The organism is Methanooceanicella nereidis (assembly GCF_021023085.1).
GTDB lineage: Archaea > Halobacteriota > Methanocellia > Methanocellales > Methanocellaceae > Methanooceanicella > Methanooceanicella nereidis.
In genome coordinates this window covers 45,034-58,184 of sequence record NZ_PGCK01000001.1, presented here as the reverse complement: position 1 = coordinate 58,184, position 13,151 = coordinate 45,034, and the positions used below count along the sequence as shown (strand labels likewise).

The window sequence follows — 13,151 nt, the reverse complement described above, 5'->3', positions numbered from 1 at the left end:
ATTATGTCCCCCATACATTATCCATGGCCTGGACGTACCTATTCCATTCCTTGATCATTTCGTTCAGCAGTAATTCTCCTTTCTCCGTTATCCTGTAATACTTTCTTGGGGGCAATCCCGCTTCAGTATCCTTCCAGTAACTCTCCACGAGCCCGTCGCTTTCCATGGAGTGCAATGCCGGATATGCGTTACTTTCCTTTATGACCACCACCTTATTTGTGAGTACTTCAAGCTGGTGGATGATCTCGTACCCGTATTTGTCGCCGGATTTTAATAGTGATAAAATTGCCAGCTTTGTGCTGCCTTTTTTAAGCTCCTTTAGCCACTTATCGATGTCTTCCTGCATGTTACCTCTAAGCCGTATGCATATAATAGATATGTACCTATCGTTAGTTTCTATATATAGAACATATGATTTATGACCAATAAATTTTTGCAAGACTGTTGTATGCTTAGAATAAATGCTGTCTAAATTATGGATGATAAAAAATAACCGGCCGAATACTTATAAACAGATACTATAACTACCCTGTCACCCTGAGGCATTCCTCTTCACACTCAGTAAAGACCCGGATACGGCTTAATATTGTTTATTTTTTTATCGATCTTTCCGCCAGATCGATGAAATATGCCAGCAGGATCATTGACGCCCCGAATATTAATGCAGTTATCATCTTATCCTGCTTAATGATACCGTCTACAGTGATCTTGCCGTAATCGGGCTTACTTAATTGTTTATCTATCGATGGCTTAAGGAATACATAAACAATTGAGCCCAAAATTCCCCCGATCATGGCGATAAGCGCATCTTTTTTACCTTCGACAGCCGCAACAATGCCTGTTCCGGGGCAATATCCGTTCAAAGCAAACCCTGTGCCGAACAACAGCCCTCCGACGGTCATCATCAATATCTTGAAAGGCTTAATGGTAAAATGCTCAATACCTTTAAGGCTTAATGCGTAAATGCCGACAGAGGCGGTACCTATAGCGGTTATCATCATCTTCAGGAGATGGGTGTCTGAAAATCCGAGCATGCCCGTTAATTTATCATAATTCGATGCGCCGGCCCTTTGAAGTATTATTCCGAACAGTGATCCTGTGACGGCAGCCAGTAATTTAGTATCGGCGTCTTTCATGCTCATCTATCCCCCAGAAAGCGTAAAGTCAATATCCCTGCTAGAAACGTCATTACAGAAAACCATAGGCTACTAACGTCCATTTGCGCAACGCCGCTGAGTATATTCCCGCTTGTACATCCTTTCGCGATCCTGGCCCCGAACAGCATTAAACAACCGCCTAAAAGCTGCCTCAGGATACCGCCCGGAGAGCGAATCCTCCGCTCATTTCCGGAGCCTCTCCCGAAAAACAATGAAGATAAATAACCTCCTATGGCCATGAAAACCACAAGGATAAGCTGATAGTCGATAGTGGAATGGTCCTTTAAGTATTCGCTTTTTTCAAGAAGCGATCTATCCACGGCTTTTATCAGGACGCCGGTCGCTGTCACGAATGATGTGGACACTCCCAGCGGTTTTTTTACCGCATAGGAAAAAATGTTCAATAATCCTAATAGTAACCCGGCAATGAACCAGTTTAGATATCTGACCATCTTATGCCCTAATAGTAGTATTATTAATTTTTATTTATAATATTTTGACAGTTTTCGTTGAAATACCCGGGACAATTATCGATTATATTGGCCGGGGAAACTAAGGGGGACAATTTTTAACACAGCTATCCGGTCAAAATCCTGTAAATGGATCCTCAACTTATCGCTAGAATAAAATACTCTTGATCACATTTTAATATGGTCTATAAGCATGAGATTTAAGTCATTTTTAATTTTTGGGGTATTAATTGCCATATTAATGTTAAGCGGATGTACGCAAAATGATGGAGCATCAGTAACAGCTACGCCAGCCACTTATGGCGGATATTCGCTTCCCCTGTCTGAGAGAGATTTTTATCTGGGCGTCGTGCCGACACCAAAGAACGTTCCGGCCACGACATTTGAGGATATGAACGACGCTTACCGGGAAACGGGGGAACTGGCGGAAGTCTCGATGGTTTGGGTGGACCCTTCAGGCATAGGAGAATATGATAGGCTAAAAAACAATAAAGTCATAACTGCAATGAGGGTATACGGCCTTAAGCCCGTAGTGACACTGAGCTTTGCCGCAATTGAACCTATGCCCGGAAAAGGCTTGCAGTATGTCGTCGACGCTCCCGAAGGCGTAAAAGCCGATCTTTCCGACCCCGTGTTCAGAAGCATGTGGGTGAATGAAGCGAGAAATATCGCCAGGGATTTTAAGCCCGAGTATTTTTCGCTCGGCAATGAGGTAAACGACTACTTTTACCTGCACCCGGAAGATCTTGACAGTTATCTTTCGCTTTATGACGAGGCTTACTCTGCCATAAAAGAGGTGTCTCCGAATACAAAGGTTTTTGTCGTATTCTCATACAACCATATGATAGATAACGACCAGTACTGGATGCTCACCAGATTCAGCGATAGGTCGGACATTGTAGGTCTTACCACTTATCCCTGGCAGCATTTTGACGATCCCGGCAATATCCCCGAGGATTATTATTCAAGGTTAATTAAATACACAGACAGGCCTCTGGCGTTTACGGAGATCGGCTGGGTCTCGTCACAAAATAAGGAAAGCTCTGAAGAGGAGCAGGCGCGATTTTTAATCAAGTTCTTAGAGCTGACTAAAGATAATGAACTCGAAATGGTGAACTGGCTGTTCCTGCATGAAATGCCGGCAGAAGGTCTGGCCGCTATCGCAAGCCAGCCTGAGACCATGACAATATCTTTAAAAAATGCGGACGGAAGTAAAAAGAAAATCTATGATGTCTGGGCGGGCTTGAGATCAATTAAGTTAGTGCGATGAACGAAAACAGTTCAGTAAAGGCGACAGTATCGGGGGTCGCCATCCGGTACTGTACCAAGCCGCTTTCCTGTTTAACATTTTAACGGTAACGGTCAATATTAACATTCTTTACAATTTTCTACTAAAACTCGTTAATTTTTTTAGATCACTATAAAAAACTAACCAGCATATCTAAAATTGCTTGGTTAGATAAAATAATGGTTTGTATAAGGAAGGGGGGTAGTATGAGTAGATTCCTACGTAAGTTCAGGTACTCCATTTATACGTTCATCTCATTCTCTGCACTTGTATGCCTGTTCATCATTTTAAAGGACACCAGTATTGACCTGAATAATGCATTCCTGTTGATCTCCGGCCTTGCCTGTATATTCCTTGCCTATTCTTTCGTAAGGTTATCTTTAGTGATACTGGGAGAAAATGATGATCGGATATACAGGATAGATACTATACTGGATAACTCCGGAAAAGGATTAAGGTCATTCATGAAAAGGCCATTTTCCACAGGTAAAAAGATGTTTCCTTTCACCGGGTCTCGTATTTACATCGTTGAGGATAAGGCGTATAGAAGCTTAAATGAGAATGACCGGTATTAAGACAGTTCCTGAAAAGGCCTGTATGTATAGCCTGTTTGCAGAAACAATAGTTATCTCTTTTGAAAACTTATATGTTTTAAGTGCAGGGGAAGGGATTCGAACCCTCGAACGCCTTCACGACTAGACCCTGAATCTAGCGCCTTTGACCACTCGGCAACCCCTGCTTCCCGATAAAAAGTTCACGGCAAATAATGCGGTCTCGCCTATTGCCGACACTAATACGCTATACAAACTATTTAAACTTTTTTAATTTATGATGGCCGTACTATTACTGCTTATTTATTAGACCTTTTCCATACAACAAGCACAGAGGAGATCACTATAAGGCTTAAGGCTCCAGCGCTCACCAGTATGATATTTCTTTTTTCCTCTTCCGCTCTCAGCCTCGCCAGTTCCCGGGCCTCGGCAGCCGAGCCGTCAAGGGTAATATTAAATAGCAGCGATTCACCCCTGTCCAGCATGACTTCCTTGTTCGCACTCTCGTATCCCTGTTTTTCTGCAAATGCTTTGATAGGCCCGTAGGTGACATCGACCTCATAGTATCCTGAGCCATCAGCCATGACAGTGTAAACCGTTCCTTTGACAGGGGAACCTTCTCTTTCCGACGTGAATGACACTGTCTGGTTCGGTATGGTATTCCCGTTATGGTCGATCACATAGCCATAGATCTTCTGTTCCAGCAGCTTACCGTCCTGCCTGTCCATCTCGTCCTTTACCGATCTCCACATATCGTAGTTGACCTCTTCCGCAGACCTCCCGATCACTTTTTTGAAAGACAGGTCAACATCGCGGGAGTATCCCAGGTCGTATATGATCTCATATATGCTATCCCTGCCATATGTGTCATTTATATACTCGATGACCATGCCTGACTGGGTGTACGCTATGCCGATGTCGTTGAGGTTAGAGTCAGGCTTGTAGGAGCCCTTGTGAATATTTTCAAGCTCGCCTATATGGATATACCTTCCCTCCCTGCATATGTTCTCAAAAGCTCTTCTCTTATCTTCTGAAATATCGTTCGAGACGTATACCGCTATGCCTTCTTCGAACCACTGGGGCATCGCATACTTATAATCCGGCGTATTGCTCCTCAGCGCGATATGCGCCAGCTCATGCGTGAGCACTGTCAAAAAATCCGGGACCTGGTCCGGCGATTTTATCACAATTATGCCGTTGTCCCCGTCGCCCCATCCGCTGCCCATGCTCGACACGGACAGGTTGCCGATGCCTAAAAGGGCTTCATATTCCTCATGGCTTGAAGCTATCTCCAGGGTGGTCCTGTACGGGTATCCTCCGAAGAAACATGCGACCTGGTCGTATGACAGTCCTGCCAGGTCAAGTATATACCCTATATTATCGACCTTGTCAGGATCGTACTTAACATCAAAAACGCTTGACCTTAAAGTGTTAAACGAGTCCGGGCATTCCGGCAGGTACGGTGTGTTCCTTGCGCCGGCCAGGGCCGGTAAAATGATCAATAATATGATAGTTATCAATGCAATCTTTCGGAAATAACTGAAAACGTGATAATTTTTCAACTGGAACGCCATCGATAAAATCAGCATAGAAATATAAAATGTTTATGTCATCATCACTTAACTAAAGATCGATATATGTATAAGCGAATAGGCATGCATGAGCATGATCTCTTATTTTCTACGTTTTTAGCTTTATTAATTCTTGTTTGAAGGATAATCTCCCCGAAAACATAAAGATCTTCAGGTAATTTGAATTTTAACAATGTTTTGGATAGTGTGTCCCATTACTTCCTTGTTTTTATTATATCTTCTCTTTCACTAGAAAGGGCTCAAAGGTTCACTAATTTTCAACCACCAAGGGCCCGAAGGCGAACAAGGAACACTGACTGTTAACCACGAAGCGCACGAAGGCAAGTAAGGTACACAAAATTTTTTTTAAGTATTTGCTAACCTTCTAAAAAAGTCCTTAGTGTTCATTGTTCACCTTTGTGGTAGACCTATTCGAAGATGAAATGACATATACAATAAAAAATACGAGACAAAGCACCAAGGCCTTAGTCATATATTCTTTTTGCCTTGTTGACACCTTATGACTTAATCGACTTCGAAAATATTGAGACTTTTTCCGTGTCTTTGTGTTCAACCAAAATGGTAATTAATACTCATGCGACATTAATACGTTATTGATTAAATTAAGAGAAGATGTTTTACTATGGCGATAATGATTGCTCTGGCCGGTAAGCCTAATGCCGGAAAATCCACATTCTTTAAGGCGGCGACGCTCGCAGATGTCGAGATCGCGAACTACCCTTTCACGACGATCAAGCCGAACCTTGGCGTCTCATATGTAAGGACCAGGTGTCCGTGTAAAGAGCTAAAGACGGACTGCCAGAAATGCACTGACGGAGAACGCTTTATTGCGGTCGAGCTGCTGGATGTCGCCGGACTCGTCCCCGAAGCTCACAAGGGTAAGGGCCTTGGTAACGCTTTCCTGGACGATATGAGGCAGGCCCAGGCTATCATACATGTCGTAGACGCATCGGGCAGCACTGACATCGAAGGCAACCCTGTACCCGTCGGCTCTTATGACCCGCTTAACGATATTAAGTTCCTCGAGAACGAGATCACGATGTGGATGTACGGCATCCTGAACAAGAACTGGGTGAAAATATCGAGGAAGACAACATCAGCAGGCGGCGGCAGGATCGAGGACGTGGTGGCCGAACAGTTCGCAGGACTGGGCATTACGGACATCATGGCGAGGCAGGCCTTGCACGAGCTTGGGCTTGACAGCAAGTCCGTGGTGAACTGGACCGAGCAGGACATGATCGACCTTTCTGACATGTTAAGGCATGTCAGCAAGCCGCTGGTGATCGCGGCGAACAAGGCAGACATAGCGCCGCCCGAGAACATCAAGAAGCTCATGGGGCTTGAAAAGGACGGCTATAAGGTAGTGCCGTGCAGCGGAGGCATAGAGCTGGCGCTTAGGATGGCCGCTAAGAATAACTTCATAGACTACCTCCCGGGAGATACTGACTTTAAGATACTAAACCCTGAAAAGCTGAACGCTGCGCAGAAGGCCGCGCTGGATAAGATGAGGGACTTCATCGTTAAGAACGGCGGTACAGGTATACAAAAATGTCTTAATACAGTGGTTTTCGACCTTCTGGACTATATAGTCGCTTATCCTGTCGAGGATGAAAGCAAATTCTCCGATAAGAGCGGCAACGTGCTCCCGGATGCTTTCCTGATAAAGAAAGGCTCGAACGCCAAAGACCTGGCGTATAAAGTACATACGCAGATCGGCGACTCATTCCTGTTCGGCGTTAATGCGAGGACGAAAATGAGGCTCGGGGAAAAGCACGAGCTTGAGAACAACGATATTATAAAGATCGTATCTACAAAATAAAATTAATGTATGGTTCGTACATTAATTTTATTTTACTTTTATCTCTTTTCTGTTTTCCCAGATGCCGTGTAAGTTGCAGCTTTCTCTCACTACGAGACTCGTATCCTTGTTGAGCCTCATCCTGAACGTGACACGGGGCAGCGAGAATACCGGCTCCAGGTATACGCGGCTGATGTCACAGCTTCCCCTGGCGACCTCTATCCACTGGATAAAGTGAGCCTGTTCACTTGGATGGTCGATGCCTGATCCGATATTTACGACAACGTCGAACGGCTGTCCTGCATCGACAACATCCGGGCATTCTATCCTGGGCCAGTGCTTTTTCTCAAGGTCAGACATATTCTTGACGTCTTTCGGAGTGTTTATCTTTTGAAAAAGTTCGTCAGTTTTAAAAGCTTCCATTCTCATCATCTCTATCACCTGTTGTCCTGGAGCATATGCTCCAGCTGAATATCCAGCAATTTTATAGTATGTATAATATACCAGATATAAATATAGTATCCAAGAATATTTCAAAGAATGGCGATTTATCATAAAAAAGGTGGGTTAAAAGGCACTTTTCGGCCCGGGTATCTCATAGGTCCGCAGGGGACATGTATATAACTCTTTATTCTTTACCTTTTGAGCCTTTTTTCGGCAACTTCCTGACCTGCTTTTTTTTATTTTTTTCCAGCCTTTTTGCCGTCTCTATGGAAGTCATCGCCGCTACGACATGATGTATCATTAAGAAGGATACTGGGGTTATCCTATAAAAAATTATCAATTGTTCCGGCAGTCATGATCTAATGACTATGTATCCTTTCATATTCGTATATGACAGAGGAAAATATTTAGGCATGGATATAGTATCAATTGCATAGTATGTCCCCGAATTACAAGGCATTTATAATGGCTATTTTCGCCACGGCGCTGATCATGGCGGGGATCATCCCGGCAGCGGCGCAGCAGTATGACTCTCCCGTGATCCTGGTCAATGGCGGAGGTACTTTTACGGTAGAGGATGCAGTGAATTATACTGCCTACGAAGAATTCGCGGGACAGAATATGCACGTATCGGTCATAACGGCCCAGCTATACTTGAACGGCAAGCCTTATAAGATGGCGAACATACCTGTCGTCTTCTCATCGGATAATGACTCCGTCGCCGTACTGGAGCCTTACAACCGGACGAGGCCGAGCGATGAGAACGGCCAGGCAAAGATCCTGCTCATCGCGAATAACACGGTAGGCACGGTTAACATAACCGCCACGTCTCACATTATGTACCAGCATGATATCAGCGATACCTGTACTGTGAGAGTGGTGGGATGGGGGACAGTATCCGGCATGGTCACAGATAAGAACAGGAACGGTGTGCCCGACGCCGTAGTGACTTTATGGCACTGGAACGGTACGGCCAACAATGCGATCCTGAAGTCACCTGATAACCCTCAGCTTTCGAATGATGGCAAAACCGCGGCAATAGGCACGTACACGTACACATTTGTGCCTCAGGGACAGTATAATGTGACAGCAGAGAAAGACGGGCACATGTATTTTGCCATGGTGGACGTAGAGAAAGGAACCTATACGGCGAACGTCGCAATACCTGACTATGTATATGTTGTTCCGGCCCCGTTAATGCCCACGCCCGCGGCAACCGCGGAACCATCCGCTACGGCAACTCCCGAACCGACGCCTGCAGAGACCCCCGGCTTTGGGATGGTATTATGGATTTTATCGATAGGTGCGGTCATAGTCCTGTTAAAAAGATATCAGTAGCCGGCATTGTTTAAAAAGCCGATAGTCCCTTCGAGCAGATACACGGCGATCGCACCCGCTATAAGCCCGAGGACAAATCCGAGGTCGACGCCGAAAATCCCCATGCAGGTCCAGATGGTCCATATGTATATTGCGGCCATCACACTTTTATATATGGCTTTTTGGTCGAAAGGCGTTTTCCTCCTGTATATGTACTTTCTGAACAGCATGACGCCTATCAGGATCGCGAAAAATTCGAGCACATACAATAGAAAGGTATCCAACACCGCTGCGTCCTCCTCTTCACCTGTCAAATACTATATAAATATAATTTTATATAATTAATTTAAAGAATCGGGGATAAACGTCCGATAAAAAATGGTAAAACACATAATTCTTTAAAAATACTAAAAAAGTGTAAAAGGCTTAAAATAAGCCTTTACTTGCCGCCGACCATCATGCCGTACATGTTCTCTACGGCTTGCTCTATATCGGTCTTCTTGATACCCTTGACCATTGCTATGGCAGATATTCCGCCTGCACCGACGCCTTCCTTCACATAGCCCTGTTCATAGGCCTTTAATCCTTCGAACTGTGTGCCTGCGAAGGATAGGCTGGCTATAAGGACCGGGATCTCGACGCCTGCCTGTTTTAAGATACCGAACAGGTTCGATGTCTTATCCTGCGCGACCCATCTCGTCGTGGAAAGCGCTATGTTGAGCTTGCTGATGTCGTATATCTTTGAGAGCAGTACTGCCACGGCTGCCATCTGCGTTCCGCCGGCAAGTATGATGGGCACGTCCTTCGCCCCGATGCAAAGGCCTATTGTGGCTGCCATCATGGGGTCGCCCATGCTCTCGATGGCCTTTATCGCATCACATGAGCCGTTTATGCCTGCGTTCTTCAGGCCTTCCATGACCACTGAGGTCTTCAGCTGGTGCGGGTTCGTGTTCATGCTGCTGCTCGTGTACCCGTTCATATCGAGCCCGAGCGCAAGAAGGACTCCGAGCGCGGTCGTTGTGCCTGCCGGGATGGTCTCCCCTATTACAATATACTCGGACTTGCTTGCTATTTCTGCTCCCACTTTCTTCGCGTTCTCTATGATCTCTTTTACGCGGGAAACGGCTTTTCCGGTCCGTATGTCCCCTCCGGACCCGAAGCCTACCCTGTAATGGGGGACTACAGGGGCAACATCTATCCCGGCATCAACATAGAACTCCCTGAAGTCCGACATTGAGATGACCGCCCTTGTGATAAGTCCCGGCGTTGGTATGAAAGGAGGTGTAAAAGGTATTTCATCAAGTGTTATTATCCGTCCCGTGTGTACAAGTTCCGCGTCGAGCGGAGGGGTGTAAACGTTAAGCTCCGCGCTTGCTCCTGCCGCAGTTATTCCCGGTATTGCGGCTGTTTTCGTGTTCCCCATGACAAGGACGAAAGAGCCCGGCCCATTGATCTTTTTTGCAAAATCCTCAGCACCATTGTAATAGATAAGTCCATCATTTTCCATTTTCTACACCATTTTTTTTGATTTAACTCAAGTAACGCTTTACTAGGAAATAAGCCTTTTTATCGTCTCCCGGCTAAAGGCTTAACGGGCTATATTAGCCTGTTGCGAACAAAAACTGCGAATGTTCAGTTTTAACAAAATACAAAAAAGATAAAGAGGTTCGTCTTGTCCATTTATGATAATGGCTTTTCAAACCGTTATCGGGAACGGAGTAAAGCACATTATCGTCAGAACGAACCCGATCACTGCTATTACAGTTCTGCTGATGCCTATCGGATTATCGTCGTCTATGGGCTTCGGGTGCATTCCGCTTCCCATCAATGCCGTCAGCAGGCCCCAGAATATCCATATCTGTCCCTGCTGGTTCATGACGAACGTCGAGTAAAGGCCGAAGGACATTATCACCAGGGGTACGAGCTTTGATATCCTGTCGGATCTTTCGCCCAGGATCGCCCGTATCACGTGGCCTCCGTCTAACTGGCCGACGGGTATCATATTAAGGACGGTGACAAGCATGCCGACCCATCCCGCAAAAGCTATCGGGTGTATGCTCTCGATCTGCGCCCCCGGATTTACCACGCTTGCTATAAGGTCGAACATTATCGGCGTCTGAAGCTGCATATACATGACATCCTCGGCTACCTGCGCCGGCGCCACAGGGGGCAGCATTAATCCTATTGCCGTTATGATGACCGATACGGCGAGTCCTACAAGCGGGCCGGATATGCCCACGTCGAAGAGAGCCTTCCTGTTCGGCACAGGTCCCTTCTGTCTTATGATCGCGCCCATGGTGCCTATAGGCGGCACAGGGAACGGGATAAAATAGGGGAGTGTGGAGTCTATGCCGTTCTTCTTTGACACGAAGTAATGCCCCAGCTCATGCGAGCCCAGGACAGTCATTATGGCTATCGAGAACGGAAGCCCTTTGTAGACTAGCCACGGAGTCGAGAATATGTCCACTCCGTACATCAGCGCTCCCACGACCATGGTCGTTATGACCGTGGCTATCGCCAGTGCTACGTTTATCCAGATGTTATCCTTCTTTTTGTCCGCTATGACGAGAACGAACTCGCCGAGGCGATAGTCAAGAGCTATGGCTTTATTCTTCTTTGAGAAATGCCCGTATAAGGCGCCGTATATGACATTGCTGTCCGCTAGCGGCTCTCCGTAGAGTATTGACGTTCTTTCCTTATCCGAGATCTCGTATATGTTAAAGACCGGCCTTATGACCTCTATGTCCTCTTTTTGTATCATGTTACCTCTATGGTGCCGTCAGTGCCGTCGACGGTCACCATGTCCCCGTCATTGATAGTCTCGACGGGATCCTTTTCCAGCTTATCCACCATCGGTATGCCGGATATTATGGCGCCCACTGCGACGATGGGCTCAGCCCTTATGTTTATCATAGCCGCCGGCGCGACCCCGTTCTTTTTTAGCTGGTATATTACGTACGAGCCGACCGTGGAGCCCTTGCCTCCGGGGAATATCAGCACCGTGTCCTTTACGTTCTTGCCGTACAGCGCATGGCCCTTCTCTATGACTATTCCTGTCTTTGGGTCCACTCCGCCTAAAAATGATATCGCATCCTTAGAAACAAGCGCAGGGCCCGTTGCCGTCCCCCTGCAGATCTTATGGCCGCTTATCTTCATGTTCAGTCACCCCTGCATGCTTCTTCGATACAGTCCTTCGTAGACCCGATCGCCGCATCCACGCCGCACATCGAGGGTACGTATTTTAACGCCTTACCCGAGTTCACCATCATTTTCTTGAACTGGTTCGCCGCGGGCGATACGACCATACATGTATCATATAGCACTTTTATACCGTGCTCTCTTAGCTTTTCAATAAGCTCCGGGTTTTTCGCCCCCACCGAACGTGCCGCACATACCCAGACTTCTTTTTTAACTGTCCTGCCGTCGAGCAGCCTGAGTATCTCTTCCAGCTCCCCCTTCGACGCATGCGGGCAGCCCATGGCGATAATGTCCGGCCTGACATGCTGTTTTACAAGCTCTTTTATATGGCCGACATCTACCTCTATCTTCTCCCTCGGCAGGAAATATCTCTCCGGCACCTGCCAGTCATCTTCTCTTGAAAGCATCTGCCTGTCTATCGACATTTTTTCAGGCGGCAAGACGTATTGTTCCGGGGTGACATGTAAAACATGGAACAAGGCCACAGCCCCCGACGCAGCGAGCGCGGCCCCGAGGTGTTTAAGCTCGTCCTCGGTCGGGGTCGACTTTAGCTTGAACATAGGTATCCCGTCGCCGACCTTTGAGCCAACGACGTATCCAAGCGCACCGTACTCAGCACCGTAAAGGGGTTCCTCAACTTTTATCGTGACCGTGGGATAACGGTTCTCTTTGATGTGAAGCCCGTAATTAGGCGTCTTCCCGATAAGCGCGGCAGCAAGCGCGGAAGGCCCTCCCTCACGGTTCGTCCTGGCGCCCAGCACGGAATTCGCAAAGCAAACTGCCGATGATTCGGACCACGCAAGGTGATCTCCAAAATTCGGCCTTTTAAGATAATAAGGCGTACATGTGCATTCGGCCGCAATGCCAAGTTTCTCATAAGCCTTTATGATCTCTTCCTGTTTTCTGGCGAACTTAATATCTATGCCCATCTGTTCATAGAGTTCCATGTCCATGCCCATCGGGTTCAGCACTGCTGGCACCTTTACCTTGCCTTCAAGGTCGCTTATCCATTCAAGGCCTGCATCTCCGATGGTCTTATATGACACTCCGGCTATCTGGGCGCTTTTGATAGGGATGAGCCTGTCTGCCTCGAAAATATCGCCCAGCGCCACCAGTATTTCCATCATTTTTTGTAGCGTGGGCCCCTGTTCGCCGTTATAGATCTTTTCTTCATCTTTTGTAAGATACATGATAATGACAGCCTTCCTGTTTTATGATACTTCTATGATATGCGCCTGAAATAAACCATTTACGGTTAATTTTTTCATATGCCGGTAATATATCCTTTTATGGTGTCCGGGTACTTTTAATAAACTTTTTGTACTTATTCATAATA

Annotated in this window: 14 protein-coding genes and 1 tRNA gene; 4 read left to right on the top strand and 11 right to left on the bottom strand. The window is 46.5% G+C overall.

Annotated features, from left to right (window positions below):
• Nucleotide 1 precedes the first annotated feature (1 nt).
• The 3 genes from CUJ83_RS00325 to CUJ83_RS00315 all read right to left on the bottom strand — a co-directional run bounded on the left by CUJ83_RS00325 (nucleotide 2) and on the right by CUJ83_RS00315 (nucleotide 1,609).
• Complete coding sequence (locus CUJ83_RS00325; RefSeq protein ID WP_230739242.1) at nucleotides 2–346, bottom strand: PadR family transcriptional regulator; 345 nt, start codon at nucleotides 344–346, stop codon at nucleotides 2–4.
• 244 nt (nucleotides 347–590) lie between these two features.
• On the bottom strand, nucleotides 591–1,142 hold the full coding sequence (locus CUJ83_RS00320) for a DUF6691 family protein (RefSeq protein WP_230739240.1): 552 nt from the start codon (nucleotides 1,140–1,142) through the stop codon (nucleotides 591–593).
• Nucleotides 1,139–1,609, bottom strand: a complete 471-nt coding sequence (locus CUJ83_RS00315) for a YeeE/YedE thiosulfate transporter family protein (protein WP_230739238.1) — start codon at nucleotides 1,607–1,609, stop codon at nucleotides 1,139–1,141. The genes CUJ83_RS00320 and CUJ83_RS00315 overlap by 4 nt, the downstream gene beginning before the upstream one ends.
• Before the next feature lie 259 nt (nucleotides 1,610–1,868).
• Here CUJ83_RS00315 and CUJ83_RS00310 point away from each other — a divergent pair, with 259 nt between their 5' ends.
• A complete protein-coding gene (locus tag CUJ83_RS00310; protein ID WP_230739236.1) occupies nucleotides 1,869–2,897 on the top strand; it encodes a glycosyl hydrolase 53 family protein in 1,029 nt (342 codons plus the stop codon).
• Between the two features lie 224 nt (nucleotides 2,898–3,121).
• On the top strand, nucleotides 3,122–3,490 hold the full coding sequence (locus CUJ83_RS00305; protein WP_230739234.1) for a hypothetical protein: 369 nt from the start codon (nucleotides 3,122–3,124) through the stop codon (nucleotides 3,488–3,490).
• An 81-nt stretch (nucleotides 3,491–3,571) separates the two neighbouring features.
• Here the strand turns inward: CUJ83_RS00305 and CUJ83_RS00300 are convergent.
• Nucleotides 3,572–3,654 (bottom strand) — tRNA-Leu (locus CUJ83_RS00300).
• Nucleotides 3,655–3,765: 111 nt separating this feature from the next.
• Entirely contained in the window at nucleotides 3,766–4,986 is a 1,221-nt protein-coding gene (locus CUJ83_RS00295) for a peptidase MA family metallohydrolase (protein ID WP_230739232.1), read from the bottom strand.
• Nucleotides 4,987–5,680: 694 nt separating this feature from the next.
• Between CUJ83_RS00295 and CUJ83_RS00290 the strand changes: the two genes are divergently transcribed.
• Nucleotides 5,681–6,877 carry a redox-regulated ATPase YchF gene (locus CUJ83_RS00290; RefSeq protein WP_230739223.1) on the top strand — a complete coding sequence of 399 codons (1,197 nt, stop codon included), beginning with the start codon at nucleotides 5,681–5,683 and terminating at the stop codon, nucleotides 6,875–6,877.
• Nucleotides 6,878–6,904: 27 nt separating this feature from the next.
• On the opposite strand, the gene CUJ83_RS00285 is transcribed toward CUJ83_RS00290, so the two are convergent.
• Nucleotides 6,905–7,288, bottom strand: a complete 384-nt coding sequence (locus CUJ83_RS00285; RefSeq protein ID WP_230739221.1) for a class II SORL domain-containing protein — start codon at nucleotides 7,286–7,288, stop codon at nucleotides 6,905–6,907.
• A 450-nt stretch (nucleotides 7,289–7,738) separates the two neighbouring features.
• Here CUJ83_RS00285 and CUJ83_RS00280 point away from each other — a divergent pair, with 450 nt between their 5' ends.
• Entirely contained in the window at nucleotides 7,739–8,638 is a 900-nt protein-coding gene (locus CUJ83_RS00280) for a carboxypeptidase-like regulatory domain-containing protein (protein ID WP_230739219.1), read from the top strand.
• Here the strand turns inward: CUJ83_RS00280 and CUJ83_RS00275 are convergent.
• The 5 genes from CUJ83_RS00275 to CUJ83_RS00255 all read right to left on the bottom strand — a co-directional run bounded on the left by CUJ83_RS00275 (nucleotide 8,632) and on the right by CUJ83_RS00255 (nucleotide 13,005).
• Complete coding sequence (locus CUJ83_RS00275; RefSeq protein WP_230739217.1) at nucleotides 8,632–8,931, bottom strand: hypothetical protein; 300 nt, start codon at nucleotides 8,929–8,931, stop codon at nucleotides 8,632–8,634. The genes CUJ83_RS00280 and CUJ83_RS00275 overlap by 7 nt on opposite strands.
• Before the next feature lie 125 nt (nucleotides 8,932–9,056).
• Nucleotides 9,057–10,124 carry a nicotinate mononucleotide-dependent phosphoribosyltransferase CobT gene (gene cobT, locus CUJ83_RS00270; RefSeq protein ID WP_230739215.1) on the bottom strand — a complete coding sequence of 356 codons (1,068 nt, stop codon included), beginning with the start codon at nucleotides 10,122–10,124 and terminating at the stop codon, nucleotides 9,057–9,059.
• Nucleotides 10,125–10,313: 189 nt separating this feature from the next.
• Nucleotides 10,314–11,378 carry a site-2 protease family protein gene (locus CUJ83_RS00265; protein WP_230739213.1) on the bottom strand — a complete coding sequence of 355 codons (1,065 nt, stop codon included), beginning with the start codon at nucleotides 11,376–11,378 and terminating at the stop codon, nucleotides 10,314–10,316.
• Complete coding sequence (locus CUJ83_RS00260) at nucleotides 11,375–11,773, bottom strand: DUF126 domain-containing protein (protein WP_230739212.1); 399 nt, start codon at nucleotides 11,771–11,773, stop codon at nucleotides 11,375–11,377. The genes CUJ83_RS00265 and CUJ83_RS00260 overlap by 4 nt, the downstream gene beginning before the upstream one ends.
• Nucleotides 11,774–11,775: 2 nt before the next feature.
• Nucleotides 11,776–13,005 carry an aconitase X gene (locus tag CUJ83_RS00255; protein ID WP_230739209.1) on the bottom strand — a complete coding sequence of 410 codons (1,230 nt, stop codon included), beginning with the start codon at nucleotides 13,003–13,005 and terminating at the stop codon, nucleotides 11,776–11,778.
• Nucleotides 13,006–13,151: the final 146 nt, after the last annotated feature.

Excerpts from the sequence above, each read along its gene's own strand:
- CUJ83_RS00325 (WP_230739242.1), bottom strand. The coding sequence starts at position 346 with ATGCAGGAAGACATCGATAAGTGGCTAAAGGAGCTTAAAAAAGGCAGC.
- CUJ83_RS00320 (WP_230739240.1), bottom strand. The coding sequence starts at position 1,142 with ATGAGCATGAAAGACGCCGATACTAAATTACTGGCTGCCGTCACAGGA.
- CUJ83_RS00315 (WP_230739238.1), bottom strand. The coding sequence starts at position 1,609 with ATGGTCAGATATCTAAACTGGTTCATTGCCGGGTTACTATTAGGATTA.
- CUJ83_RS00310 (WP_230739236.1), top strand. The coding sequence starts at position 1,869 with ATGTTAAGCGGATGTACGCAAAATGATGGAGCATCAGTAACAGCTACG.
- CUJ83_RS00305 (WP_230739234.1), top strand. The coding sequence starts at position 3,122 with ATGAGTAGATTCCTACGTAAGTTCAGGTACTCCATTTATACGTTCATC.
- CUJ83_RS00290 (WP_230739223.1), top strand. The coding sequence starts at position 5,681 with ATGGCGATAATGATTGCTCTGGCCGGTAAGCCTAATGCCGGAAAATCC.
- CUJ83_RS00285 (WP_230739221.1), bottom strand. The coding sequence starts at position 7,288 with ATGATGAGAATGGAAGCTTTTAAAACTGACGAACTTTTTCAAAAGATA.
- CUJ83_RS00280 (WP_230739219.1), top strand. The coding sequence starts at position 7,739 with ATGTCCCCGAATTACAAGGCATTTATAATGGCTATTTTCGCCACGGCG.
- cobT (WP_230739215.1), bottom strand. The coding sequence starts at position 10,124 with ATGGAAAATGATGGACTTATCTATTACAATGGTGCTGAGGATTTTGCA.
- CUJ83_RS00265 (WP_230739213.1), bottom strand. The coding sequence starts at position 11,378 with ATGATACAAAAAGAGGACATAGAGGTCATAAGGCCGGTCTTTAACATA.
- CUJ83_RS00260 (WP_230739212.1), bottom strand. The coding sequence starts at position 11,773 with ATGAAGATAAGCGGCCATAAGATCTGCAGGGGGACGGCAACGGGCCCT.
- CUJ83_RS00255 (WP_230739209.1), bottom strand. The coding sequence starts at position 13,005 with ATGTATCTTACAAAAGATGAAGAAAAGATCTATAACGGCGAACAGGGG.